The sequence below is a fragment of the Pseudomonas lijiangensis genome, assembly GCF_018968705.1.
GTDB classification, from domain to species: domain Bacteria; phylum Pseudomonadota; class Gammaproteobacteria; order Pseudomonadales; family Pseudomonadaceae; genus Aquipseudomonas; species Aquipseudomonas lijiangensis.
The window spans coordinates 4185802-4207208 of record NZ_CP076668.1 but is presented as its reverse complement, the minus strand read 5'-3'; the positions used below and the strand labels follow the sequence as shown (position 1 = coordinate 4207208).

Sequence of the window (21407 nt, the reverse complement as noted above, 5' to 3'; positions counted from 1 at the left end):
GATATAGGAGGCCTCTTGCCTGAGCGGAACCCAGGTTTGCCAGACGACATCCTCCCCGCAAGAAAACTCGGAAAATACAGTTCCGATGGTTGTATAGGTCCGCGTAAGGTTTCAGGCAGGCGTATTTGTATCCAGGCCCCGTTTTGTACCAGCACATCCGCATACCCGACTTTGACTATGTATTTCTGCCGGTACTCCACTGTGCTTTTAACCAGAATTTGTGGGCTTAACTGGATCTCCAGTAGCGCGCGTTTTTCTTCTGCCTCTTCTTCTGGAGTTTCTGCATGAAGATATTCAGGCGAGCGCGACCAGCAGCACTTTAATCCTTTCACCACTCCCAGTCTTTTTCAGTGAACTCAGCCGTGGGCGGCAGGGCAGAATGCAGGAATTGTAAAAAATGCTCGAATAACTCTTTGTTGGGAAAGCGGAATTCAAACCCCAACGTGATGTCTGTGCGGTGGGTGATGATCATGGAGCGCTTGCGATCTACCGTGACAAAGTTGTATTCGCACCACGGCAGGCTTTCCTCGTTGTGAATCTTGTTCTCCCAATTCAGCAAAGTACGCGCTGCCCCGATTGAAATGGCGGCTGGGCCGACCAGGAAGAGCAGCGAGCCGGTGACGAACGCGACGCCGAGAAAGAGCAGGATGGTGAAAATGGCGATGCCTTTGAAGAACGGGCCTGCGAAGTTCGGGTAGTAGTCGTAGTACTCGACAGAGCCTGCCTGGATATCTATATGGTAATTGAATATGGTCTTTTTTCTGGCGACAAGCATAGTCATGTAAATCGCGGACACCACTGCCGCACAACCGAACCCTATAAGTAGCTCCGCATCCTCAGGAAGCGTATCCCACATCATCCATAGGCAATAGAGAAAGGGTAAGAGGCATGATAATATTATTACAATATAAATCTTTCTTAATTCCTTTGGTGGGCAGTCAATTGTTTTGACACTCCAAACCATTACGGATATCTCTTTGCAAGAAGGTACGCTCTGCTCTGCATTGTAAGGCATTATGTTATTCATCATATTTCTTATTCCGGAAGAGCAAGGATCAATGCGTTGGCACGGCTTTTTTTACTGACTTCAATTTGTGTGAGTGTTGAGCCATCTACAACCATGCTTCCCTCTTGGCTTAGTTCTATCTGGTAAAGATAGCTTTGAGCTTTTTCACCCGAGACACCGACTGCCTTCGGATACCAGATTTGCAACTCGATGTAGGTGGCATCTTCCCTCAGCGGAACCCAGGTCTGCCAGACAACATCCTCGCCCGCAGGAAAACTCGGAAAATACAGATCCGATGGGTGATAGGGCTTTTGTTCATTGCCGAGCCTGCCGAACTCCTTGAGCTGAGTAAACTTGCCAAGCTCTTCAAATTTATCTGCAATGGGTGTATTGGCTTCCTCCGTAGGCAGAAAACCGAAAGGTCGTGTACTGCTGATTACGTTAAGCTGAACCCATTGCCCGCGTATGGTTTCAGGCAAACGTATTTGTATCCAGGCACCGTTTTGCACTGGCATATTTACATACCCGGCTGCACCTATGTATACCTGCCTATATTCAACCGTGCTTTTAATGAGGATTTGCGGGCTTAACTGGATCTCCAATAGAGCGCGCTTTTCTTCGAACTTTCCTTCTGGAGTATCCGTATGCCGATGTTCAGACGAGCGCGACCAGCAGCATTTCCTCAACCACCAACCGACACTGTCCTGCTTGAAATAGTTCAGAACCATGGTGGCAATTAAATAAACGACACCTGCTATTAGAAGACCGATGGTAAACCACGTACTCATCACAAAAAACACGACCTTACTGTATAGAGTTAGGCCTGCAATTAATTGAAATGTACCGGCAGTAATCATCACAAAGACAGAAATGCCTTTTACAAAAAGCGCTGCTTTCTCCTCCTCGGTTTTAGCATTCTGGTAATCGCCTCTAATATCCCAAATCTCCAACACCGCCGCCACCACTGCAAAAGCGCCCAACGCCACCATCGTGACCCGAAACCCACGAATCGCCTCACCCCAGGCCGCATTCCCCTGTTTGGTCCAGTAAGCCGCCGGACGATCCAGTATCCCTACGCTCTTGCCGTCAATCAGCATCGGCTTCGCCTCCTTGATCACCGCCCACGGCGCTTCAACAAACACTGCCATCAACAGGTTGAAGCTGTACCCCAGGCTGTAGCCGACCTTGACGATGTCCTTGGCGCTGAAGTCGCCATCGCGGGTCAGGTCTTCGTAGAGGAATGCGGTGTTGATGAAGTTGATGAGGATGACGCCCCAGGTAATCGCGGCACCAAAGCCTCCAAGGCGTTCGCTCCAGGCCTTGGCGCGGGTGTGCCAGTCCTTGGCGACGTCCAGGCCGGATTTGCAGAAGGCACGGATTTCGTCCTGTAGCAGCTGAGCGTACTGGTTGTTCTGGAAGTCCAGCAGCCCCGGGATGTTCAGTTCATGCAGGCGCAGGGCGTCCAGTCGTGATTGCAGCTGGCGCGCCAGGTGTCGGCGTTCTCGGGGGGCGAGGGGATAGAGCCAGTTATGGCGGGTGTCGTCGATCTGTTTGACCAAATGACGCTGCTCGCGCTTCCACTGTTTCAGTCTGGAGGCAATCTGTTCGTTGAGGCGGCTCAGTGCCGGGCTGTTGGCCAGAATCTGGCCGATCATGAAGTTGCGGATCAAGGCCCCGAGGTTCTGGCTTTTACCCAGGGCCAGGCGGCTGTCGACCGGCACCCAGGCCAGCAGCATGTTTTCGGCAATCGTCTTGCCTGCACCACCCGCCAGTTCGCGCAGGGCCTTGAAGGTGTCCCGCACCGGTTGCTTGAGCTTTTTCATCCAGGCCGCGTCGGCGAAACCCTGATGATTGAGTGCGGCATTGAGTTCACCGGCGCGGGTGGCGAGGTTGGTGAAGTCGCCAAGGCCGTTGAGCAGCGCGTTGGCTTCCTGGTGCAGGGCTTCCTTGAGGGCAGGAGAAAATCCGTAGCGCATCGTCCCGAACAGGCTGCTGCCGCTGGCCTCCTGCTCGGCCAGCCAGGCACTGGCCTGCTGATCCTGCCCATACACGACCAGCAGATGGGTCATGACGGTTTGCAGGTACAGCAGGGTATTGGGGGTGGTGGTGTCGATGAACAGCCGGAGCGGGTCATTGCCCAGATGTTCGGCCCAGGCCTGAAAGTCGGACTGGGTGTCGCGCACCTGTTGCAGCAGGGTTTCGCTGAGGGGCAGGTGTTCTTGCAGATAGGCGCGTGCGCCTTCGAGATCGACTTCACGACGCCACTTTTCGCGATCCTTCCAGGCCTGACGATCTTCCTGGGACGGGTAGCGGCCATAACGGGTACGCAACGTATGGCGCATGTCCACACTCTTGAACATGTCGCCGGTGCCCAAATAGCCACCCAGCGAGTTGCCATGCTGGGTCAGCATGTCCTCCTGGTCCATCTGATCGAAACAGGTTTCCAGCTCGCTCAGGTACTGCTGCGTCTTGAGGCGGTCATCGCGCACCGATTCGGGTAATTGTTGCAGGTCACCATTGGCACCGCAGAGCAGCGCCACGGTCTGGGCCATCTGCAGTTTGTGCTCGTGCTCCTGTTGCCAGGTCTGAAAGGCCGCCTGATCCCCCGCCAGTTGCAGGCCCAAGTCATTGAGCACACCCAGCGGGTCGTCCAGGGCAATCAGCAGCGAGCTGTATTTGTCCGGGACGCTGCCCAGCCAGTACACATCGGCTCCGAGTGGCGTCACGATCGATTTTGCGACTGGGTCCTGAGATTCAGGCGTAGCGGTAGGAATGGACGAATCGGCAAAGCGTTTGTCCTCGACCACGTATTCCTTGTCGATATCGGCCACGGCGGTGGCCAGATCCAGCAGGGGCAAGGTGTCGGGTTCGTTCAGGGTGGTGCAGAAACGCGCCAGGTCCACCGGCTTCATCCACAGGGCACGGCTGTCGGCATGGGAGCGCATGTGCTCGCAGATGCGCCACGTCCATTGCACAGGGGAAAAGGCCAGGTGCAGGCGGTGCTTGCGGGGATAAAGCAGATAGGGTTTACCGTCGCCCTCGCCGCTGCGCACATCCTGCCCCTGATGGGCCGCACTCCAGACGATGCGCGTCAGGCAGGCATCGACGCCCGAGAAGGTGTACTCATGAAAGGTGTCTGCTGTTTCGTCGAACACATAGACATAGCCATCATAGAGCTGGCGCAAGGTGTAACTGCGGGTCTTGAGCCTGGGCAAGGCGCTCCACTGGCCTTGCGCGGGCAAGGGCTTGAGCTGTTCGGGGTCGACATCGTAACGGGAACGATCCAGAGCGTAGCGCACCGGAACAATCGCCACGTCCGGCCCCTTGAAGGGACACAGGCTGGTTGCGCTGGAGGGTGTTTTGTCGAAGCGGGTTGCACGCCGTTGCTGAAGGGTGCCGTGCTTTTCAGTCATTTGCTGCGCCCGTGGTGTGGCGTGCGTATTCGGCGATCACTTCGACACGAACTTCGGGAGGCAGCCGCGCCTTTTCGGGGAACTGCGTCAGCCAGCGCTGGTAAGGGCTTTCAGCCCGATCCATGAAGTCCAGGCCCCAGATGTGGCAGATATCTGCCCAGGCGACGAAGGAGTAATCACTTGCCAGTCCCCATGCCCGGCCTTTTTCCAGTACTTGCTCCATCCAGCTCTGGACCTGTTCGCTCGTCTGGTTGGTGAACGCCGATGGATGGTGATCGGTGAGCCATTCATGAAGCTGCTCCATGAACAGCCACTTGCCAGCCTGCTCGAAGGCGGCCAGTTGCGGTTCGCCTTGCAGCGCAAAGCGTGGGTCCCAGTCTTGGAGTGGTTTGTTGTGGGCAAAGTGGGTGAAAGGATGATCAGGCTGGGTGTGCCAGCGATGAACCGGTGTCTTGACCCATAAGTCGGTGACTGGTCCCAGCAATGAGTCCAGATGATCCTGGGGATAGCTCGACAACCAGAAATACGTCACGACGGGGTCGGCAAAGCGCAGCAGGCTGCTGTTGCCCAGGTGGTCCGTTGGCTGGAGAAAGTGGCGCAGATGGCTGGAGACGGTGCGCAAGGGGGCCTGACTGGCGAAGACACTGGCATACAGATGCTGGGCTGGAGTCTGTTGCCACTCGGTCATCAGGGTTGTGCCGAAAGGCGCATGTACCAGAATCGGTCCTTGCTCTTTGACAGGCTCCAGGCATGTCGACAGGTAAAGGGGCAGGATCTCCAGAGGCTCGTTCCGTTGTTGCAGTTGGCAAATGACATTCGGGTGCAGGGCACCATCGATCAGCATGTAATTGGCCTTGTAAGCAGGTGTGAACATCCCTTGTTCCTTTGTTCTTGCGAGCGACGCTGCTCGCTTAATGGCATAGCCTCTATCAAGAGTCATGCCTGAAATTATTTCCCTATTTAAATCAATAGCTTGAATTTTATATGAGCGGTTTTTGCCTGTTTTTTGAGCAAATTCTCCTGATTAACTGCGCAAAAAAATGCGCATGTGCGCAATATCGTGCGCAGCAGGGTGGCGGGCTTGATCTGCAAGGGCTGTAGCGGTTTGCAGAGTGTTTTTTGCAGATGGAGTGCGCAAAACATTGCGCATCAAGGCTTGTGGCTACTATTGATAGGTGGGCAGTTAAAAAATGGAGTTCCACATACGTCATGAAAACAAGGAATGTTTATCAGGTGCCCTATCATGGGTATATCAATTGATTTGTCTTGAAGAGCTCGTCCATGCCACTCGAAAAAGCTGAAGTTGTCATTACCTATTGCACCCAATGCCAGTGGTTGTTGCGCGCCGCCTGGCTGGCCCAGGAGTTGTTGAGTACGTTTTCGGACGATCTAGGCAAGGTTTCTCTGGAGCCCGGGACGGGTGGGGTGTTTCGCATCACCTGCGCGGGCGTGCAGATCTGGGAGCGCAAGGCTGACGGGGGCTTTCCGGAGGCCAAGGTGCTCAAGCAGCGGGTGCGTGACCAGATCGATCCGCTGCGCGATCTGGGCCACAACGACAGGTCGGGCCAGCCTGAAAATCCGTAAGAGCAGCGCTGGGGCTCTGTCACTACACGGTCATGCGGGCGTCACATTCAATTAACCCGCATGCCGCACTCTCTTGGAAAACCTGCCGGAGGTCTTCCCATGAGCAGTGCTCAGCTTGCCAAACCCAGCTCCAAGCAACGTGTGCGGACCTTGTGGATTTCCGATGTGCACTTGGGCACTCGCGACTGTCAGGCTGAGCATCTGTCGATGTTCCTCAAGCGCTATCAGGCCGACAAGGTGTATCTGGTGGGCGACATCATCGACGGCTGGAAGATGCGCAGCGGCATGTACTGGCCCCAGGCGCATACCAACGTGATACGTCGCTTGCTGACCATGAGCAAGCGTGGCACCGAGGTGATTTATATCACCGGCAATCATGATGAGTTTCTGCGCCGTTACTCGAAACTGATCCTGGGTAATATCCAGTTACTGGACGAGGCCGTGCACGTGACGGCGGACGGTCGTCGATTGCTGGTGATTCATGGGGATCAGTTCGACGTCATCACGCGCTATCACCGCTGGCTGGCCTTTCTGGGGGATTCGGCCTACGAATTCACGCTGACCCTCAATCGCTGGCTCAACCACTGGCGGGCTAAGTACGGCTACGGTTACTGGTCGCTGTCGGCGTACCTGAAGCACAAGGTCAAGACAGCCGTGAGTTTCATCAGCGACTTCGAGGAAGCTATTGCCCACGAATGTGTAAAGCGCGGCCTCGATGGCGTGGTGTGCGGGCATATTCACCATGCTGAAATCCGCAGGGTCGGGGAGGTGGAATACCTCAACTGCGGCGACTGGGTAGAGTCCTGCACCGCCCTGATCGAGCATCTGGACGGCACCATCGAACTGTTTCGTCTGGCCGACGCCCATCTTCAGCAAAAGGCCGCTGCGCAGCAGGAGCCTGTGGTTGAGTCCGTCGTCTGATGCTGTCTAGAACGGCACCTTGCCCAGCAGCATGTCCCGGTACATGACGAAGTCACCGAGCAGGCTATAGAACGGATGCTTGAAAGTGGCTGGCCGGTTCTTCTCGAAGAAGAAATGCCCGGCCCATGCAAAGCCGTAACCGGCAACGGGCAGCAGCCACAACAACCACCATCGACCACTGCCGACACCGAAAGCCAGCAGGAAAATCACCAGGCTGGTGCCGATGAAGTGCAGGCGTCGGCTGGTGCTGCTGCGGTGTTCCTGCAGATAGAAAGGATAGAACTCGGCGAAGCTGGTGAAGCGTTTGACGTGATCCATGATGCCCACCCTCATGTCAGCTCGCTCCAGTCTAGCCGAGTGAAGGTGAACCCTGCATCAATGCCGCCAGAACGCGGGTACGCAAAGCACCAGCACCGTGATGATCTCCAGGCGCCCCAGCAGCATGCCGGCGGACAGAATCCATTTCGCAGCATCCGGCAGTGTGGAGAAATTGCCTGCTGGACCGATGATTTCACCCAGGCCCGGCCCCACGCCGGATACCGTGCTCGCGGCGCCGGTCAGGGCTGTCATCCAGTCCAGGCCCAGCAGGGAGAGCAGCAGGGCGATGACGCAAATGGTGATGGTGAAGAAGAACGAAAAGGTCAGGATCGACCGAACGATTTCGTCGTCCAGCCTGTGTCCGTTGTACTTCTGCTTGATGACGGCCCGCGGGTGGATCAACTGATTGAGGTTGGCCTTGAGCAGGATGTAGGCCACCTGGAAGCGGAAAATCTTCACGCCGCCCGCCGTCGAGCCTGAACAGCCGCCGATGAAGCCCAGATAGAAAAACAGCATCAGCGAGAAATTGCCCCACAGGCTGTAGTCGCCCAGGGCGAAGCCGGTGGTGGTGACCACTGACGTCACGTTAAGGGCCACATGGCGCAGTGCGTCGCTCCAGGGCAGATCGGTGGTGGCGCCGTACCAGAGGGTCATCATGAGCCAGGTCACCAGCAGCAGACCGATCAGGCCCTGAACCTGTTCATCCTTGATCAGCGCCTTGCGATTGCCACGCAGGGTTGCCACGTAAAGCGTAAAGGGCAGGCTGCCGAGGATCATCACCACGATTGCGACCCAGTGAACCGCCGGTTGCTGCCACTTTGCCAGGGAAAGGTCGGACGTGGAGAAACCGCCTGTGGAAATCGCCGACATTGCATGGTTGATTGCGTCGAACAGGCTCATGCCTGCTGCCCAGAACGCCAGACTGCCCAGGGCGGTAAAGCCGACATAGGCCAGGACGATGAACTTGGCCACCATGTGCGAGCGTGGCATGACCTTCTCGGACCGGTCGGAAGACTCGGTCTGGAACAGACGCATGCCACCGATGCGCAGCAGTGGCAGGATCGCTACTGCCATGCCGATGAAGCCGATGCCGCCCAGCCAGTGCAGCATGGAGCGCCAGATCAGAATCCCCGGTGACATGCTGTCCAGATTGCTGAGCACGGTCGAGCCGGTGGCCGTGATGCCCGACATGCTCTCGAAGAAGGAGTCGGTGTAGCTGATGTGCTGGGTCAGCAGGAAGGGAAGAGCGGCAAAGATGCACACGATGATCCAGCTGGAAACCGTGAGCATGTACATGTCCCGTGGGCGCAGATGCACATGTTCCGGCCGGCCCGGCACAACCAGGGCCAGGCCCGCGATAAAGGTGATGGCGCTGGCCCACAGAAAGGAGCGCAGGTCTTCAAAACGCTCGTAGATGACGAGTGTCGCCATGGGCACGATCATGGCGACTGCCAGAGTGATCAGGAATATGCCGATGATGAAACCGATAATGCGAAGGGTCGGCAACGCCATGAACTGCTCGGACTGAATAGGGAAGGGCGGTCATTTTACCTGTGCCAGAGGGCATGTAAACCGACTGGCAAAGGTCATTGGTGGTAAGTAATTGTTCGACGTGCTCGTTATTGACTCTGAACCCATTCTAGAATGCCCGATCAATTCTCAAGGAGGTCGCCCATGGAGGCACTCGACGTTTTGCTCAATCGTGTTTCTGTACCACGATTGGTCGATCCCGCTCCGGATGCTGCACAGCGGGAAATCCTGTTTGGCGCAGCCTTGCGCTCACCCGATCATGGTCAACTGCGGCCTTATCGTTTCATCACGGTCGAAGGTCCGGCTCGCGAGCGCATGGGCGAGTTGCTGGTCGAGGCTCTGCAGCAGGGTGGTGGTGAAATCACGCCCCAGGCTCTGGACAAGGCGCGTCTGGGGCCGTTGCGTGCTCCGCTGGTGGTCGTGGTGGTTGCGCGCTTGCAGGATCACTTCAAGGTGCCGCGCAAGGAGCAACTGATTACCGCTGGCTGCGCCGCGCATGCCGTGCTGCTGGCCGCTTATGCCCAGGGTGTCGGAGCGGTATGGCGTACGGGCGATCTGTCGTACTCACCCCATGTTGCCAAGGGCTTCGGACTGGCCGATGACGAAGAGGTCATTGCCTTCCTGTATCTGGGCACGCCACAAAACCCGCCACGTGAAGCGCCGAAAGTGGACGTGGGTGGTTTTGTCAGCGAGTGGCAGGGCTGATGACCGGTCGCTCGGGCGAGCGACCGGAATCGATCAGTTTGTCTGCGGGTTGACAGGTTCCATCGGTATTTCCAGCGTGGCAAGGAAGCCGCCTTCCGGGTGATTGCCCAGTGTCAGGCTGCCACCGTGACGCTCCGCCGCCCGTTTGGCGATGGCCAGGCCCAGGCCGTGGCCGGGCGCTGTCTGGCCGGGTGCGCGGTAAAACGGTTCGCCCAGTTGTGGCAGATGTTCTGCCGCGACGCCGGGGCCGCGGTCGCGCACGCTCAGTTGCACATGATTGCCCACGCGCATGGCCTGCACATCGATGGGCTGTCCCGGCGGACTGAAGCGCAGGGCGTTGCGCAGCAGGTTGTCCACCGCACGTTCGAGCATGTCCGGCCAGCCTTGCAGTTGCAGGTTGTCCTGGACCTGAACCCTGATGTTCTGAGGTTCGTCGTCCAGTTGCGTGTCGTTTTTCAGGCGCTGCAGCATATTGCCCAGTTCCACAGGCTCCGGGCTGCCAAAGTCGGCATCCAGGCGGGCCAGTGCAAGAATCTCGCTGATCAGGGCTTCCAGGCGGTCGCATTCGCGGCCCAGGCGTGGCCAGAGTTTTTCCCGCTCTGCCGGTTCCGCCCGCTCGGCCAGTGCCAGGGCAATGCGCAGTCGGGCCAGAGGCGAGCGCAATTCATGTGACACATCGCGAAGCAGTTGACGCTGGCTGCCGATCAGGCTTTGCAGGCGTGCGCCCATGCGGTTGAAGTCGGTCGCCAGTACACCGAACTCGTCCCGGCGGTTGGCCAGCTGTGCCAGGCTGTGTTGCTGATAGCTGGTTTGCCCCAGATCGTGCACGGCACCGCGCAACCGACTCAGTGGCCGGGTGATGGAGAGCGTTACAAAAAGGCTGAACAGCGTCAGTACCACCAGCGCGATGCCCAGTGCGCTCAGTGGCCACATCAGGCTCTGGCGGTGCCAGTCTTCGATCTCTGGATGCGGGATGCGAAAGATCAGCAGGTAAGTGATGCCGGTACTGTCGCTGGTGTATTCGGTGGTCAGGCGGCGCCATGGCAACTGGCGCGAGTCGTCCTGCTGACGGGCTTCAAAGGCTGCTGCCCGTGGAGGAAAGGTGCCGAGCACTACAGGTTCGCCATTGTCATTGAGCACCTGCACATCGATGCGGTTGCGGCGCTTTACGTTCTGCAGGTAGTCCTGTGCCGTGGCTGCGCCTTGCTCCTCATAGATCTGCACCCACTTTTTCGGCAGCTCGTTCAGGACCGGATGACGGCTGAGAATCCAGGCATCCTGATTGAGCATGTGCCCAAGCAGAATCGACAGGCCTGCAACCAAGGCTATGGCTAACCAGAAGCTGGCCAGGATTCGCCAGAACAATGAACGCACAGGATGACCTCAATGGAGAAACCCGACAGGCAGGGAGCCTGTCGGGTTTGAGTTAAGTAGCAACTTACAGTCTGGCGATTATTGCGCCTTTTTTGCCTTTTCCGCTTTCCAGGCTTTGAATTCAGCCCATTCGGCGCGGCGCTCTTCCTGTTTCTTGCGAATCTCGTCGAACTCCTTCTGCTGATCCGGCTTGAGCAGGGCGCGGATCTCGCTGTCGGTCTTGGCCCGTTTGGCATCCAGTTCGTCTTTCATGGCTTTCTGGTCTGCCGGGGGCAGCTTGGCCAGGTAGCGCTCGGTGACGTCGCGGCGGTCTTTCATCTGCTCGCCCATCAATTTACCGATGTCACGGCGTTGTTCGCGAGTCAGATCCAGATCGGCAAAAGGGCCGGGGCCACGTTTCATTTCCGGACCTGGGCCGCGATGATCGCGATCCTGATGGATGCCCGGTACGTCGGCTTCCGGGCCACCCGGTGGTGGTACGGCCATGGCGACGGTAGGCAGTGCTGCTGCGAGCATCAAAGCGATGAGGGTCTTGCGCATGGTGAATCTCCTTGTCTCTGGTGCGGCTCGTTGCCGTTGGAGCCCAGTTTAGGGAGATCAAGGTCAAGGGCGGTCAGCCCTCGGTAAAGCTTGTGTAAAGCGAACCGGCACCCGGGTTTACCAGGCACCGGGGCTTTTGCTTCACAGGCTGTAGTAATAACCGCGGCTACGCAGCGCCACGATACGAGGCCGGCCATCGGCATGCGGGCCGATCTTCTTGCGCAGGTTGCTGACGTGCATGTCCAGGCTGCGGTCATACAACGTCAGTTTGCGCCCCAGGGCCAGCTGCGCCAGCTCCTGCTTGTCCAGAGGCTCGCCCGGTTGACGCAGCAGCGCTTCGAGCAGGCGGCTTTCGGAAATGGTCAGGGTCAGTTCTTTTTCATCGATGCTGACCACGCCGCGCACCGGGCTGAAGCACAGGTCGCCCAGTTCAAGCTGGCTGGAGGTGGCGACCGGATGGCTGCGGCGCAGTACGGCGCGCAGCCTGGCCGTCAGTTCCCGCGGGTCGCAGGGTTTGGCCAGATAGTCGTCGGCACCCAGTTCGAGGCCGAGGATGCGGTCCAGAGGCTCGCCCCGGGCCGAGAGCATGACCACAGGAAGCTCGGGATGGTCGGTGCGCAGTTGCTTGAGCAGTTCAAGGCCGCTGCCATCGGGCAGCATCACGTCCAGCACCACGGCAGACGGAGCGGTTTCCGCCAGTGCCCGACGCGCACTGTGGCCGTCGTGACAGGCGCGGACCTGAAAACCTTCCTGGCTCAGCCAACTGCTCAGAAGCTCACACAGCTCCTGATCATCATCAATTAGTAACAGCTCGCTCATGACTCACTCAATTTAGCCATTGCTGACGTTGCTTACGTCGACCGCCGACAAATATACCGCACACCAGGGCTATTACCGCAACGCCACCGCCTGCAATGAACCATTGCTGCTGTTCGGTCAGCAAGCGTGATGACGCGATGGACTGTGCTTCCTTGAGCTGCAGCTTGAGTCTCTGGTTCTCTTGACGCAAACGTGCGAGTTGCGCGCTTTCACGCTCGGCCTCGGCATTCTGCGCCAGCCTGAGCTGTTCTTCGCGCAGGCGCTCGCTTTCCCTGAGTCGCTGTTCAAGCTCGGCAATCCGGCTGGCAGGGCTGGGCAAATGCAATGCCTGCACGTTGCCGGAATCACTGGTTTCCTCGGCCTGAGCGGCACTGTTTACCGCTAACACCATCATCAACAGACACAACACACCTGGACGCATCTGAACTCCCTTGATAGAGCCGTTTCTATTCGAAATATCGATGAGGTTGTCGGCAGGGAGGCGGGAATGATGAGTATCGCGAGGCAGGAGGGTGTTGCGCGATCCTGCCCAGGCGGACAGGATCGGGGGCGTTGCATTTATGGCAGGACTTGCTTGAACGGCTTGACCACAACATTGCCATAGACGCCTGCGGCAACGAACGGATCGGCCTTGGCCCAGGTTTCGGCAGCGCTCAGGGACTCGAACTCGGCGACGATCAGGCTGCCGCTGAAACCGGCCGGGCCTGGATCATTGCTGTCCACGGCTGGATGTGGACCCGCCAGCACCAGACGGCCTGCGTCCTTGAGGGCGATGATGCGCTCCAGGTGAGCAGGACGTACGCTCAGGCGTTTTTCCAGCGAGTCGGGAACATCTGTAGCAATGATGGCGTAGAGCATGTCAGTCCTCGGTTTTGGTAGTGGAAGAAGGGGCCGCGTCACTCAGGTGACGGCTCAGGTAGATACCTTGAGCCACCAGGAAGATCAGGGTCATGGCCAGACTGCCGAAGACTTTGAAGTCGACCCAGAAGTCCTGATAGGTAAAGGCCACATACAGGTTGGCCGCACCGCAGAAAATGAAGAACAGGACCCAGGCAATGTTGAGTTTGACCCAGACTGCAGCAGGCAGTGTCAGGGCGTGGCCCATGACGCGCTGGATCAGCGGGCGATCACCGATGAAGTGGCTGCCGGCAAATGCCAGGGCAAACAGCCAGTTGACCACCGGGGCTTTCCACTTGAGGAAGGTTTCGCTGTGAAAGGCCAGTGTCAGGCTGCCGAAGACCAGGCAGGCTACCAGGGTCAGCCACTGGCTTTTTTCCAGTTTGCGCTGCTTGACGTACAGGATCCCGTAGACGACCAGGGAGCTGGCGATCAGCATCGCGGTCGCACTGAAAATCCCGCCTAGCATGTAACTGTTGCCCAGGATGTCGACAGCGCGAGGTTCGGTCTTGTAGACGATGAAAAACAGGATCAGCGGGATGAAGTCTATGAATTGTTTCACAATGGCAGCCAGAAGCAGGATGTGACGGCATAATAACAAACATCAAAGACAGCGATAGCTCCCGAATATGAATGTTGACCTGCACTGCCACAGCACCGCGTCGGATGGCTCTCTTGCGCCAGCGGCCGTGGTTGCCCGTGCCTATGAAAACGGTGTGCGGGTCCTGTCGCTGACCGACCATGACACGGTCGAAGGCCTCGAAGAAGCCCGCGCGGCCGCGCATTCCCTGGGGATGCAACTGGTCAATGGCGTCGAGCTGTCCTGCACCTGGGGAGGAGCAACCATCCATATTCTGGGCTACGGATTCGACGTGGAGGCCCCGGCGCTGGTGGAAGCCATCGATCGTTTGCACGAAGGCCGCTGGCTCCGGGCCGAGGAAATCAGTCGCAAATTGGCGATAAAAGGTATGCCTGGGGCGCTGGAAGGTGCCCGGGCGATCCAGCAGGAGCTGGGCGACAGCGGTAATGCTCCGGCCCGACCGCACTTTGCCGACTATCTGGTGCGTGCCGGTTTTGTAAAGGATCGTGCCGAGGCTTTTCGCAAATGGCTGGGGGCGGGCAAGCTGGGGGATGTGAAGCAGCATTGGCCGACTCTGGACGAAACCGTCGCCACTTTGCGGGCTTCAGGTGCCTGGGTCAGCCTCGCGCATCCATCGCATTATGACTTCACACGCAGTAAACGGCGTAAACTGGTCGCCGATTTCATCCAGGCTGGTGGTCACGCCATCGAAGTGGTCAATGGCATGCAACCTGCCGATCAGGTCGGAACCCTGGCGATACTGGCCCGTGAGTTCGGTCTGCTGGTTACCGCCGGCAGCGATTTCCATGGCCCTGGCGCATGGTCCGAGATCGGTATATACCGGCCGTTGCCCGAAGATCTGCCGCCATTGTGGTGCAGATTCAAACATGAACAGCCTCCAGCCTCCGTCTGAACAGGAAGTTACCGTGAGTCAATTTTTCCAGGTCCACCCGGAGAACCCGCAACCGCGTCTGATCAAACAGGCCGCGGAAATCATCAAAGCCGGCGGGCTGGTGGTGTACCCGACCGATTCGTCCTATGCGCTGGGCTGCCAGATCGGCGACAAGAGCGCCATCGAGCGCATTCGTCGTCTGCGCCAGCTGGACGACAAGCACAACTTCACCCTGATGTGCTGCGACCTGTCGCAACTGGGGCTGTTCGCCAAGGTCGATACCGGCGCCTTCCGCGCGCTCAAGGCCCACACGCCGGGGCCTTACACCTTCATTCTGAATGCAACCCGTGAAGTGCCGCGCCTGATTCTGCACCCCAAGCGCCGCACCATCGGTCTGCGTGTGCCCAGTCATCCAATTGCCCAGGCTTTGCTGGAGCAACTGGGTGAGCCGCTGATGAGTGTCAGCCTGATCATGCCCGGCGACAGTGTGCCCCTGAGTGATCCTTATGAGATGCGCCAGATCCTGGAGCATCAAGTGGACCTGATCATCGATGGCGGCATGGGTGGCATTTCGGCTTCCACCGTCATCAACCTGGCTGATGGGGAACCGCAGATCATCCGTGTGGGTTGCGGTGATCCGACGCCGTTCGGTGAAGAAGCGTAATGACGAACCTGGAAACGGTAGACAGCCAGGCCGATGCCCAGCAGGAACTGCCGTTCGCACTGGTCTATGGGCAGGCGGTCACGCAAATGCCGCTGGACCTTTATATTCCGCCGGATGCTCTGGAAGTCTTTCTCGAAGCCTTCGAGGGGCCGCTTGACCTGCTGCTGTACCTGATCCGCAAACAGAACATCGATATCCTCGACATCCCGGTGGCGGAAATCACCCGCCAGTACATGGGTTACGTCGAGTTGATGAAAACCGTGCGGCTCGAACTGGCCGCCGAGTATCTGGTGATGGCCGCGATGCTGGCCGAGATCAAGTCGCGCATGCTGCTGCCGCGTTCGGCAGAAGTGGAAGAGGATGAAGAAGATCCCCGTGCCGAACTGATCCGCCGCCTCCAGGAGTACGAACGTTTCAAGGCTGCTGCCGAAGGGATCGATGGCTTGCTGAGGGTCGGGCGCGATGTGATCGTGCCCAAACTCGATGCCCCCGAAGCGAGGGCGCGCAAGCTGTTGCCGGACGTCAGTCTGGAAGAAGTGCTGATGTCCATGGCCGAGGTGCTGCACCGGGGAGACATGTTCGAAAGCCATCAGGTCAGCCGTGAGGCATTGTCGACCCGCGAGCGCATGAGCGATGTGCTGGAGCGGCTCAAGGGCGGCGGTTTTGTGCCTTTTGCCGAATTGTTCACCGCTGAAGAAGGGCGGCTTGGTGTTGTAGTGACGTTCATGGCCGTGCTTGAGCTGGTCAAGGAGTCTCTGGTCGAGCTGGTCCAAAACGAGCCCTTTGCGGCGATCCATGTCCGGGCGCGAGCCGAGTAGAGCAAGAACTGAATCATGAACCTCAATGAACCTCGCGAACTGGCACCCTTGCTTGAAGCATTTCTGCTGGCTTCCGGAAAGCCACAGACGCTGGAGCGCTTGTACGAGCTGTTCGAGGAAGGCGAGCGCCCGGAGCCGTCGGTCTTCAAGAAGGCTCTGCAAGTGCTGGGCAAGTCCTGCGAAGGCCGTGCTTTCGAGCTCAAGGAAGTGGCTTCCGGCTATCGCCTGCAGATTCGCGAGCGCTTTTCGCCCTGGGTCGGGCGTTTGTGGGAAGAGCGTCCGCAGCGTTATTCCCGGGCCATGCTGGAAACCCTGGCACTGATTGCCTATCGCCAGCCCATTACCCGTGGCGAGATCGAGGATGTACGGGGTGTGGCGGTCAACAGCCATATCGTCAAGACGCTGCTGGAGCGCGAATGGATCAGGGTCGTGGGCTATCGCGATGTGCCCGGCAAGCCGGCGATGTTTGCGACTACCAAGGGCTTTCTCGATCACTTCAACCTCAAGAGCCTCGAAGAACTGCCGCCACTGGCTGACCTGCGCGAAATGGAGGCGGAGCCGGTGCTCGAATTCGACGATGCCCCGGTCCCGGCGCACTTGCAGGCCCTGGCCGATGCCAGTCTTGAGGTTGACGATGAGCAAGAGCCTGAGGCGCCACGGGATGAAACCAGCTTCCGCAGCCTGTTACTTGAACTCGACTCCATGGAGCAGGGTCTGAAGACCGACTTCGATGATCTGTTGGTGGATCAGCCTGATAAAGAGCCTGAAGACGATGTTTGACGCTGGAATTTCATACATCCTGTAGGAGCGAATTGATTCGCGAACAGACCCTATGAGCAGCACCAAGAACCCATGCATCAGCCTCTGCAAGTTTGACGATGACATCTGCCTGGGCTGCGGTCGCAGCAAGCGGGAGATCAAGGCCTGGAAGAAACTCGACAAGGACGACAAGCGGCTCGTTCTGGCCGAGTCGGCCATGCGTCTGGCGAAGCTGAAGACCACCGGTCGCAAAAAGAAGAAGTGACCGGCAGATTTTCAACCGGGCATGGATGCGCAACCGGCTGCATGAGCGTATGATTCGCGACCCTTTGGCGAATCCGCTTCGCCCAGGCTCAAAGTATTTCGCCTTGCGGCTATCCACAGCGCGCAGGGCAGCAGGTCTTGCCGGTCCTCGGCAAGCCCTGATTCGACACACCGGGAGGTGCCCAGATGAGTGAAAAAGACACGCAGGACAGCCAGGAAATCGGACCCGCAGGTGAAAAACTGCAGAAGGTTCTGGCACGTATTGGCGTCGGTTCGCGCCGTGACGTCGAGGCCTGGATTAGCCAAGGCCGTATCAAGGTCAATGGCCGCGATGCCACCCTTGGTCAGCGCGTCGACATGCATGACGCCATTACCGTTGACGGCCGCGTCATCAAGCGCGAAGAGGCTGCCGAAACGGTACGCCGCGTCATCATGTACAACAAGCCGGATGGCGAGATCTGTACCCGTGACGACCCTGAAGGCCGTCCAACGGTGTTCGACCGTCTGCCGCGTCCCAAAGAGGGTCGCTGGATCAATATCGGTCGCCTGGACATCAACACCACGGGTCTGCTGATGTTCACCACCGACGGTGAGCTGGCCAACCGTCTGATGCACCCGTCCTTCGAGATGGACCGCGAATATGCGGTACGTGTGCGTGGCGAAGTCGATGACGACATGCTGCTGCGTCTCAAGAACGGCGTGATCCTCGAAGACGGTCCTGCACGTTTCACCGATATTCAACAGGCGCCGGGTGGTGAAGGTTTCAACCACTGGTATCACTGCGTGGTGATGGAAGGTCGTAACCGTGAAGTGCGTCGTCTCTGGGAATCCCAGGGCCTGGTGGTCAGCCGCCTCAAGCGCGTTCGTTACGGGCCGGTATTCCTCAACTCGGACCTGCCGATGGGCCGCTGGCGCGAAATGAGCCAGTACGAAGTCGACATCCTGGCAGCCGAAGTCGGCCTTACACCTGTGGCCCAGCCGCAGATGAACGCCAAGACCAAGGACAAGCTGGAGCGTTTGCAGCGTCAGTCGTCCCGCCCATTGGGCAAAGGCGAGCGCGTACGGACCTTGCGTCCTGCCAATGGCGCACCGGCTACCGGCGAGCGCGCACCGCGTCAGCCGCAGGTCACCGGCAGCGATCGTGATCGTCCACGTGGCGATTCCACGCAGCGTCCACCCCGCAAGGATTCGGGCAAGCCAGGTTCGCGTTCGCCGCGTCCTGCCGAGAACGGCCGTGGTACGCCGGTTGCCGAGCGTCCAAGCGATGTGAGCAAGCGTCCAGCCAAGCCTTCGCCAAAGCGCGCAGGCATCAAGCTGGTCGATGACGATGCTCCATCGGGCAAGCGTCGCGGTCCACCGGCCGGTTCCGGTCAGCGTCCTGGCTTTGGCCGTCGCAAGCCGCAGTAAGTCTTGATGTAAATAAAAAAACGCCGGTTTCGACTGGCGTTTTTTTATGGCGGCGATTTAATAATGTGCCGTGGTAGAGCCCGGATTATTTCTTGTGCCTTTCCGGTGTAAACTTGTCGCTCGCGCTCAAGTGCATTCAGGTCCAGTTAAAAATGACGCAGATTTCCGAACGCTTTCTGGTGCAGGCTCACCTCGATGCCAAGCAGCCCAAAGCGTTGAGTATTGAAGAACAGGCCCGTTACCGCGCCGAAATCGCCGCCGAACTCAAGGCGCGGGATGCGGTGCTCGTCGCCCACTATTACTGTGACCCGGTCATCCAGGCCCTGGCCGAAGAAACCGGCGGTTGTGTGGCTGACTCTCTGGAAATGGCACGCTTCAGCAATAACCATTCGGCCAGTACCGTGCTGGTGGCTGGCGTGCGTTTCATGGGCGAAACCGCCAAGATCCTCAATCCGGAAAAACGGGTATTCATGCCGACGCTTGAAGCCACCTGTTCCCTGGATGTCGGCTGTCCTGTCGACGAGTTCTCTGCCTTCTGTGATCAGCACCCTGACCGTACCGTGGTGGTTTACGCCAACACATCGGCCGCAGTCAAAGCCCGCGCCGACTGGGTTGTAACGTCAGGCTGTGCCCTGGAGATCGTCGAAAGCCTGATGGATAACGGCGAGAAAATCATCTGGGCACCGGACAAGCACCTGGGACGCTATATCCAGCGTGAAACCGGTGCCGACATGCTGCTCTGGGACGGTGCCTGTATCGTTCACGAAGAGTTCAAGTCCAAGCAGTTGCAAGACATGAAGGCGCTGTATCCGGAAGCTGCCGTGCTGGTCCATCCCGAGTCGCCTGAGGAGGTCATTGCCCTGGCCGATGCGGTGGGCTCCACCAGCCAGATGATCGCCGCCGCCCAGCGCATGCCCAACAAGATGTTTATCGTGGCCACTGACCGCGGCATTTTCTACAAGATGCAGCAGCTGTGCCCGGACAAGATCTTCATCGAGGCGCCAACGGCCGGTAATGGCGCGGCGTGCCGCAGTTGCGCTCATTGCCCCTGGATGGCGATGAACACCCTTGAGCGTACCTTGCAGTGCCTGCGTGAGGGCAGCAACGAGATATTCGTCGAGCCTGCGGTGATCCCTCATGCCGTGCGTCCTCTGCAGCGGATGCTGGATTTCACTCAGGCAGCTCGCCTGAAACAGGCAGGCAATGCCTGATTGATCAGTTAAGGCGCATACAAAACTTGTGGGAGGCAGCTTGCTGGCGAAAAAAACCTTCAACCGACAGGGATTCTGCGTCTGTACGTGAAGTCGCCAGCAAGCTGACTCCCACAAAGTAATTCAATGGCCTTGACTGATCAGCATTAGGCACGATGGCCGGGATTTTCATTTTGAGGTGAACAGTCAGTTCATCATGTCCTTGACCATTCGCTCCTGTTCGATCAGGTCTTTCTGCCGGGCATCGATCCTGGAAGCCAGCTGGAAGTTGTTACTGGCACGACGCTTGGCGAAATCCAGTTGCTGAATGGCCTGCCGGAAGTCGCCGACCAGGGCGAAGTATTCGGCGCGGGCCTGATGCAGACCGATGGTGTTGCCATTCAGGCCCCTTGTTTCGGCAACCACGTACCAGATGTCCGGATCGTCCGAGCGGGTCTTGAGCAGCGCTTCCAGTGCCTTTTCGGCTTCTGCGGTGCGGTTCTGCTTGAGCAGCACGTCGATCCGCACATCGTTCAGGGGATAGTTGTTGGGATACAACGTGAGCATCCGGTCAACCCGCTGCTGTGCATCAGCCAGACGGTTGTTGGTGATGTCCAGATCGATCTGCGTCAGGTTGTAGGTGATGTCGTTGGGCGCCTTGGCCAGCAGCGGCTTGAGCTCTTCACGGGCTTCATTGAGCTGCCCGGCCTTGATCTGCGCGATGGCCAGCCCGTAGCGTGCCGAATCGGAGTTGGGGTTTTCAACCAGTTGGGCGCGGAAGCGTTTGGCGGAGATCCCCGGGGTTTCCTCATAGATCAGCGCGACCCTGGCTCGCATCAGTTGATAGAGAAGGCTGTCTTCCTTGCCGCCCGGTTTGGCCTGCTCGGCGCGGTTGCGGGTGTCGGCGATACGCGATTCGCTGACCGGGTGAGTCAGCAGGAATTCCGGTGGTCTGGCATCGAATCGATACTGGCGCATGAGGCGTTCGAACATGGTCGGCATGTTGCGAGGGTCATACCCGGCCTTTTCCAGATTCATGATGCCGATGCGATCCGCTTCCTGTTCGTTCTGGCGCGAAAAGCGGCGTTGTTCCTGGATGGCCGCAGCCTGTGAGCCGGCAATGGCTGCGATGCCGGCATCACCCGCACCTGCTGCGGCCATTACGATACCGGCCAGCATGGCGGCCATTACAGGAACCTGCATGCGCTGCTGGGCTTCGACACCACGGGCGAAGTGGCGCTGTGACAGGTGAGCCAGTTCGTGGGCCATGACCGAGGCGTATTCGCCTTCGGTCTGGGCGTTGAGAAACAGTCCGCCGTTGACCCCGATGATTCCGCCGGGCGCCGCAAAGGCGTTCAGCTGTGGGCTGTTGATGAGGATGAACTCAAGGCGCCGGTCCTGGACCTGACTGGTTTCGGCGAGGCGATAGACCGACGTTTCGACGAAGTCCTTGAGCTGCGGGTCGGACAGTTGACCCACCTGGGCGCGCAGCATGCCCAGCCAGGCACGGCCCAGCTGGTGCTCCTGTTCGGGCGAAACGATGGAAGAGCTGGCGTCGCCAAGAGATGGTAAATCATCAGCCATGCTCGGCGTGGCGAGCAGGCAGGCGAGCGTGAGCAGTGTAGGACGCAGGAAATTCATGCACGAGGCTCTAGGCTGGAGAACGCTTACTGTAGCTGGCTCAATGGCGTGCTGACCAGAGTGAGGTATTCTTCTCGTTCTGTCT

The 21407-nt window shown here is 58.5% G+C and carries 22 protein-coding genes; 10 read left to right on the top strand and 12 right to left on the bottom strand.

Annotated elements, in window-relative coordinates; all coding sequences use genetic code 11:
• Positions 1 to 328: 328 nt before the first annotated feature.
• The 3 genes from KQP88_RS17420 to KQP88_RS17410 all read right to left on the bottom strand — a co-directional run bounded on the left by KQP88_RS17420 (position 329) and on the right by KQP88_RS17410 (position 5293).
• The gene (locus KQP88_RS17420; RefSeq protein ID WP_253950498.1) at positions 329 to 781 is read right to left on the bottom strand and encodes a permease; all 453 of its coding nucleotides are present in this window, start codon (positions 779 to 781) and stop codon (positions 329 to 331) included.
• 254 nt (positions 782 to 1035) lie between these two features.
• A complete protein-coding gene (locus KQP88_RS17415) occupies positions 1036 to 4419 on the bottom strand; it encodes a T6SS effector BTH_I2691 family protein (RefSeq protein WP_216703734.1) in 3384 nt (1127 codons plus the stop codon).
• Positions 4412 to 5293, bottom strand: coding sequence for a DUF4123 domain-containing protein (locus KQP88_RS17410; RefSeq protein WP_216703733.1), 882 nt, complete (start codon positions 5291 to 5293; stop codon positions 4412 to 4414). The genes KQP88_RS17415 and KQP88_RS17410 overlap by 8 nt, the downstream gene beginning before the upstream one ends.
• A 407-nt stretch (positions 5294 to 5700) precedes the next feature.
• On the opposite strand from KQP88_RS17410, the gene KQP88_RS17405 reads away from it, so the two are divergent.
• Both KQP88_RS17405 and KQP88_RS17400 read left to right on the top strand, forming a co-directional pair.
• A complete protein-coding gene (locus KQP88_RS17405; RefSeq protein ID WP_200992569.1) occupies positions 5701 to 6003 on the top strand; it encodes a SelT/SelW/SelH family protein in 303 nt (100 codons plus the stop codon).
• Positions 6004 to 6102: 99 nt separating this feature from the next.
• Positions 6103 to 6924: a UDP-2,3-diacylglucosamine diphosphatase gene (locus KQP88_RS17400; RefSeq protein WP_216703732.1), complete on the top strand. Its 822-nt coding sequence runs from the start codon at positions 6103 to 6105 to the stop codon at positions 6922 to 6924.
• A gap of 6 nt (positions 6925 to 6930) precedes the next feature.
• On the opposite strand, the gene KQP88_RS17395 is transcribed toward KQP88_RS17400, so the two are convergent.
• Positions 6931 to 7242 (bottom strand): DUF962 domain-containing protein, encoded by a 312-nt coding sequence (locus KQP88_RS17395; protein ID WP_200992567.1) that lies wholly within the window; start codon positions 7240 to 7242, stop codon positions 6931 to 6933.
• 57 nt (positions 7243 to 7299) lie between these two features.
• Entirely contained in the window at positions 7300 to 8754 is a 1455-nt protein-coding gene (locus KQP88_RS17390) for a TrkH family potassium uptake protein (RefSeq protein WP_200992566.1), read from the bottom strand.
• 162 nt (positions 8755 to 8916) lie between these two features.
• On the opposite strand from KQP88_RS17390, the gene KQP88_RS17385 reads away from it, so the two are divergent.
• Entirely contained in the window at positions 8917 to 9477 is a 561-nt protein-coding gene (locus KQP88_RS17385; RefSeq protein ID WP_025261223.1) for a nitroreductase family protein, read from the top strand.
• A 33-nt stretch (positions 9478 to 9510) separates the two neighbouring features.
• Here KQP88_RS17385 and KQP88_RS17380 read toward each other — a convergent pair whose 3' ends face one another.
• The 6 genes from KQP88_RS17380 to KQP88_RS17355 form a co-directional block, all read right to left on the bottom strand.
• A complete protein-coding gene (locus tag KQP88_RS17380; protein WP_216703731.1) occupies positions 9511 to 10851 on the bottom strand; it encodes a sensor histidine kinase in 1341 nt (446 codons plus the stop codon).
• Between the two features lie 78 nt (positions 10852 to 10929).
• A complete protein-coding gene (locus KQP88_RS17375; protein ID WP_216703730.1) occupies positions 10930 to 11391 on the bottom strand; it encodes a Spy/CpxP family protein refolding chaperone in 462 nt (153 codons plus the stop codon).
• Positions 11392 to 11532: 141 nt separating this feature from the next.
• Positions 11533 to 12210: a response regulator transcription factor gene (locus KQP88_RS17370; protein ID WP_216703729.1), complete on the bottom strand. Its 678-nt coding sequence runs from the start codon at positions 12208 to 12210 to the stop codon at positions 11533 to 11535.
• Between the two features lie 7 nt (positions 12211 to 12217).
• On the bottom strand, positions 12218 to 12631 hold the full coding sequence (locus KQP88_RS17365) for a translation initiation factor 2 (protein WP_200992563.1): 414 nt from the start codon (positions 12629 to 12631) through the stop codon (positions 12218 to 12220).
• A 137-nt stretch (positions 12632 to 12768) separates the two neighbouring features.
• On the bottom strand, positions 12769 to 13068 hold the full coding sequence (locus KQP88_RS17360) for a YciI family protein (protein ID WP_198725029.1): 300 nt from the start codon (positions 13066 to 13068) through the stop codon (positions 12769 to 12771).
• A gap of 1 nt (position 13069) precedes the next feature.
• Entirely contained in the window at positions 13070 to 13669 is a 600-nt protein-coding gene (locus KQP88_RS17355) for a septation protein A (RefSeq protein WP_198725030.1), read from the bottom strand.
• 67 nt (positions 13670 to 13736) lie between these two features.
• Between KQP88_RS17355 and KQP88_RS17350 the strand changes: the two genes are divergently transcribed.
• The 7 genes from KQP88_RS17350 to nadA all read left to right on the top strand — a co-directional run bounded on the left by KQP88_RS17350 (position 13737) and on the right by nadA (position 19702).
• Positions 13737 to 14600: a PHP domain-containing protein gene (locus KQP88_RS17350; protein WP_216703728.1), complete on the top strand. Its 864-nt coding sequence runs from the start codon at positions 13737 to 13739 to the stop codon at positions 14598 to 14600.
• Positions 14601 to 14613: 13 nt separating this feature from the next.
• Positions 14614 to 15243 carry an L-threonylcarbamoyladenylate synthase gene (locus KQP88_RS17345; protein ID WP_198725034.1) on the top strand — a complete coding sequence of 210 codons (630 nt, stop codon included), beginning with the start codon at positions 14614 to 14616 and terminating at the stop codon, positions 15241 to 15243.
• Positions 15244 to 15362: 119 nt separating this feature from the next.
• Positions 15363 to 16061, top strand: a complete 699-nt coding sequence (locus KQP88_RS17340; protein ID WP_176767540.1) for a segregation and condensation protein A — start codon at positions 15363 to 15365, stop codon at positions 16059 to 16061.
• Positions 16062 to 16076: 15 nt separating this feature from the next.
• Positions 16077 to 16841 (top strand): SMC-Scp complex subunit ScpB, encoded by a 765-nt coding sequence (gene scpB / locus KQP88_RS17335; RefSeq protein WP_216703727.1) that lies wholly within the window; start codon positions 16077 to 16079, stop codon positions 16839 to 16841.
• A 52-nt stretch (positions 16842 to 16893) separates the two neighbouring features.
• Positions 16894 to 17085 carry a DUF1289 domain-containing protein gene (locus KQP88_RS17330; RefSeq protein WP_216703726.1) on the top strand — a complete coding sequence of 64 codons (192 nt, stop codon included), beginning with the start codon at positions 16894 to 16896 and terminating at the stop codon, positions 17083 to 17085.
• Between the two features lie 185 nt (positions 17086 to 17270).
• On the top strand, positions 17271 to 18491 hold the full coding sequence (gene rluB / locus KQP88_RS17325) for a 23S rRNA pseudouridine(2605) synthase RluB (protein WP_200992559.1): 1221 nt from the start codon (positions 17271 to 17273) through the stop codon (positions 18489 to 18491).
• A 152-nt stretch (positions 18492 to 18643) separates the two neighbouring features.
• Entirely contained in the window at positions 18644 to 19702 is a 1059-nt protein-coding gene (gene nadA, locus KQP88_RS17320) for a quinolinate synthase NadA (RefSeq protein WP_216703725.1), read from the top strand.
• A 186-nt stretch (positions 19703 to 19888) separates the two neighbouring features.
• Here the strand turns inward: nadA and KQP88_RS17315 are convergent, their stop codons facing one another.
• Complete coding sequence (locus KQP88_RS17315; RefSeq protein ID WP_025261209.1) at positions 19889 to 21322, bottom strand: M48 family metalloprotease; 1434 nt, start codon at positions 21320 to 21322, stop codon at positions 19889 to 19891.
• Between the last annotated feature and the right edge of the window lie 85 nt (positions 21323 to 21407).

Bases quoted from the DNA above. Each gene is read 5' to 3' on its own strand.
- KQP88_RS17410 (WP_216703733.1), bottom strand. From the start codon at position 5,293: ATGTTCACACCTGCTTACAAGGCCAATTACATGCTGATCGATGGTGCC.
- KQP88_RS17375 (WP_216703730.1), bottom strand. From the start codon at position 11,391: ATGCGCAAGACCCTCATCGCTTTGATGCTCGCAGCAGCACTGCCTACC.
- KQP88_RS17390 (WP_200992566.1), bottom strand. From the start codon at position 8,754: ATGGCGTTGCCGACCCTTCGCATTATCGGTTTCATCATCGGCATATTC.
- KQP88_RS17395 (WP_200992567.1), bottom strand. From the start codon at position 7,242: ATGGATCACGTCAAACGCTTCACCAGCTTCGCCGAGTTCTATCCTTTC.
- scpB (WP_216703727.1), top strand. From the start codon at position 16,077: ATGAACCTCAATGAACCTCGCGAACTGGCACCCTTGCTTGAAGCATTT.
- KQP88_RS17370 (WP_216703729.1), bottom strand. From the start codon at position 12,210: ATGAGCGAGCTGTTACTAATTGATGATGATCAGGAGCTGTGTGAGCTT.
- rluB (WP_200992559.1), top strand. From the start codon at position 17,271: ATGAGTGAAAAAGACACGCAGGACAGCCAGGAAATCGGACCCGCAGGT.
- nadA (WP_216703725.1), top strand. From the start codon at position 18,644: ATGACGCAGATTTCCGAACGCTTTCTGGTGCAGGCTCACCTCGATGCC.
- KQP88_RS17405 (WP_200992569.1), top strand. From the start codon at position 5,701: ATGCCACTCGAAAAAGCTGAAGTTGTCATTACCTATTGCACCCAATGC.
- KQP88_RS17365 (WP_200992563.1), bottom strand. From the start codon at position 12,631: ATGCGTCCAGGTGTGTTGTGTCTGTTGATGATGGTGTTAGCGGTAAAC.
- KQP88_RS17415 (WP_216703734.1), bottom strand. From the start codon at position 4,419: ATGACTGAAAAGCACGGCACCCTTCAGCAACGGCGTGCAACCCGCTTC.
- KQP88_RS17420 (WP_253950498.1), bottom strand. From the start codon at position 781: ATGACTATGCTTGTCGCCAGAAAAAAGACCATATTCAATTACCATATA.
- KQP88_RS17360 (WP_198725029.1), bottom strand. From the start codon at position 13,068: ATGCTCTACGCCATCATTGCTACAGATGTTCCCGACTCGCTGGAAAAA.
- KQP88_RS17315 (WP_025261209.1), bottom strand. From the start codon at position 21,322: ATGAATTTCCTGCGTCCTACACTGCTCACGCTCGCCTGCCTGCTCGCC.
- KQP88_RS17385 (WP_025261223.1), top strand. From the start codon at position 8,917: ATGGAGGCACTCGACGTTTTGCTCAATCGTGTTTCTGTACCACGATTG.
- KQP88_RS17400 (WP_216703732.1), top strand. From the start codon at position 6,103: ATGAGCAGTGCTCAGCTTGCCAAACCCAGCTCCAAGCAACGTGTGCGG.
- KQP88_RS17330 (WP_216703726.1), top strand. From the start codon at position 16,894: ATGAGCAGCACCAAGAACCCATGCATCAGCCTCTGCAAGTTTGACGAT.
- KQP88_RS17350 (WP_216703728.1), top strand. From the start codon at position 13,737: ATGAATGTTGACCTGCACTGCCACAGCACCGCGTCGGATGGCTCTCTT.